Annotated in this window: 3 protein-coding genes; 2 read left to right on the forward strand and 1 reads right to left on the reverse strand. The window is 70.8% G+C overall.

Annotated features, from left to right (window positions below; genetic code table 11):
• The coding region (locus tag Pta02_RS08940) for a hypothetical protein (protein WP_203874244.1) at nt 1-1,233 on the forward strand (1,233 nt) is incomplete at its 5' end.
• A gap of 42 nt (nt 1,234-1,275) precedes the next feature.
• On the opposite strand, the gene Pta02_RS08945 is transcribed toward Pta02_RS08940, so the two are convergent.
• The gene (locus Pta02_RS08945; RefSeq protein WP_203874245.1) at nt 1,276-2,202 is read right to left on the reverse strand and encodes an MBL fold metallo-hydrolase; all 927 of its coding nucleotides are present in this window, start codon (nt 2,200-2,202) and stop codon (nt 1,276-1,278) included.
• A 111-nt stretch (nt 2,203-2,313) separates the two neighbouring features.
• On the opposite strand from Pta02_RS08945, the gene Pta02_RS08950 reads away from it, so the two are divergent.
• The coding region (locus Pta02_RS08950; protein ID WP_203874246.1) for a single-stranded DNA-binding protein at nt 2,314-2,938 on the forward strand (625 nt) is incomplete at its 3' end.

Below are 2,938 nucleotides of genomic sequence, written 5' to 3' on the forward strand. Positions count from 1 at the left end.
GGTCGGCCGTACGGCGAGCGTGACGGGGGCCAGGGTTCCCGCACCCGTTACGGCCGTGAGGGGGAGGCCGGCCAGGAGGCCCCGGCGCGAGAGCGTGAGAAGCTGCCCCCGCTCGAGCCTGACATCACCCCGGACGAGCTCGACAAGGACGTCCGCGACGAGCTGCGCTCCCTGCCGCTCGACCTCGCCGACCTGATCTCCTGCCACCTGGTCGCGGCAGAGCGGGCGCTCGGGGAGGACGACGCCGAGCGGGCGTACGAGCACACCAAGGTCGCTCGTCGTTTCGCCGCGAGGATCGGTGTGGTGCGCGAGGCCGTCGGCATCGCCGCCTACCGCGCCGGGCACTTCGCCGAGGCGCTCAGCGACCTGCGCGCCGCCCGCCGTATGACGGGATCGGATGCGTTCCTGCCGGTCATGGCCGACTGCGAGCGCGGTCTCGGGCGGCCGGAGCGCGCCCTCGACCTGGCCCGCTCCAAGGAGGCCGAGCGCCTGGACCAGATGGGCAAGATCGAACTCGCCATCGTGGAGTCCGGTGCCCGCCGGGACCTCGGCCAGAAGGACGCCGCGGTCGTCACCCTCCAGCGTCTCACCGAGCTGCGAGACCCCCGTCAGCAGTCCTGGTCGGCCCGTCTGGCCTTCGCCTACGCCGACGCGCTGGCCGACGCGGGCCACGCGGAGGCGGCCACCGAGTGGTTCGGGCGGGCGATGGCCTTCGACGAGGACGGCGAGACCGACGCGGCCGAGCGCTACGCGGAGCTGACCGGTGCGGTCATCGAGGACCTCGAAGAGGAGGACGTCGACGACGAGCTGGACGGCGAGGCGGACGACTACGAAGCCCTCGAGGACGAGGACGAAGCCCTCGAGGACGAGGACGAGGCGGACGACGTCGACGGGCCCGCCAGCGAGGACGACGAGCAGGAGCTCGAAGAACTCGCGCACGAGCTCGACGCCGACCTCGAAGAGGACGACGAGCCGGACACCGGCCTTGAGGACGACGAACCGGCCGCGGGTGACACGGGAGAGGGGGAATCGTCCGCGGCGGTACAGGACGAGGACGAAGACGCCGCCGGGGAGGAGGCCTCCACCGGGCAGAAGCCGACGGAGAAGGCCGGGACCGGCGTCGGGCCCGCCTTCATCGAGCCCGACTTCGGCGACATCCTCGATGACGACGTCGACGGCACCGACGAGCTCGGCGACACCCGCGGCAAGGACGCCGAGGAAGACGAGAAGTGACCGGTGGTCCGTGCCGGGCCGCCCGGCACGGATCACGGGATCTCAGGGCTGGGCGCGATCGAGCCAGTGCATGATCCCGGCCACGTTCGACGGGGCGCCGCTGAGGAGTTCGAACTTCTCGGCGGTCGCCTCGTCGGCTTTCAGGGCCGCATAGCGCTCACGGGTGCGCTCCCGGACCATGGCGACCGCGTGGTCCAGGTCCATGCCCTCCGCGTGGGCCTGCCGGGTCAGATCGACCCAGACGCGCAGTTCCTCAGCCGAGCGCTCCAGAGTCTCCTGCACCTCCGTGACCGGCCCGTAGTGGCTGAACAGCAGGCGCTGCGGACCCAGAGCCCGGAACAGATCGATCGAGTCCAGGGCGGTGGCCAGGTCGAAGTCCGGTGGCGGCGTGGCGGGGCGCAGGTCGCCCGTCTGCGGGAGGTACACGCCGGCGGCGTCCCCCACGTAGAGGTCGCCGGTCGCCGAGTCGATCAGTCCCACGTGATGCTTGGCGTGACCGGGGGAGTAGTGGCTGCTCAGCGTCCGACCGTTGCCCAGGTCCACGGCCCCGGTGTCGCCGAGCGCGCGGATGCGCGAGGCGTCAGTGGGGGAGAGCTCGCCGAACAGGGTGTCGAGCCGGTCGCCCCAGACCATCCGGGCACTGGCCATGAGCCGTGACGGGTCGGCGATGTGACGGGCACCCTTCTCGTGCACCACGATCTCCGCATCCGGGTAGAACCCTGCGATGTCCCCGACTCCTCCGGCGTGGTCGAGGTGAATGTGGGTGACGACGACCGTGGCGAGGTCACCGGGTCCCACCCCCAGCGAGGTCAGGGCGTCCCTGACCACCGGGGCGGAGGTCGACGTCCCCGTCTCCACCAGACAGGGACGATCCCCCAGGATCAGATATCCGGCGGTGATTCCGGAGTATCCGGCCATCCGCGTGTCGATCTCATAGACGTCTCCGCCGAGAGCGGTGATGTTATCCACAGGCCACCTCAGAACTGGAACCGGCGTCCCCAGAATGGCTTTCGGGCCATTCCGGCACAGCTCACATCGTAAAGAGTCGTCCTTCATCGGCAGAGATCGAAGGAGGATCCGATGGATCGCAACGAGGTCGTCCTGACCGGCCGGTTGCCGGAGCTGGTACAGGTCAAGACGCTCCAGAGCGGCGCCAGATTCGGCACCTGGCGACTGATCGTCCGGCGGCGGCACCGAGGGCGGGGAGCCCGGGTCGACACGATTCCGTGCGTGTCGTTCGACTCCGGCATCGTCGACGCCGTGACCTGCTGGCTTCCCGACGACATGGTCGAGGTGACGGGTTCCCTGCGCCGCAGATGGTGGGGGAGCGACAAGACCAAGGCGTCCGGCTACGAGGTGGAGGTCCGTTCGGTGAAACTCCTCGAACGGCAGGTCACGACCGTCCTCACCGGCGACGGGATCCCATTCCCCGCCGAGGAGGTCCCACCCCCGGCTCCGGCCCCGGCCCGGCCCCGCTCCCTCAGCGCCCTGCTGAACACCGCCCCCACCGCCGTGCCCGGTGGCGTCGAGCCCGGCACCGTGCCCCACGACATCGAGCCCGTGGCCCTACTTCACAATGTGAATCCCGTGGCCATGCCCGGCGGCGCCGAGCCCGGGACCGCACCCGTGCCCCACGATGCCGGGACCGCACCCGTGCCCCACGATGCCGGGACCGCACCCGTGCCCCACGATGCCGGGACCGCAT

Source organism: Paraplanobispora takensis (assembly GCF_016863195.1).
Classification (GTDB): domain Bacteria; phylum Actinomycetota; class Actinomycetes; order Streptosporangiales; family Streptosporangiaceae; genus Planobispora; species Planobispora takensis.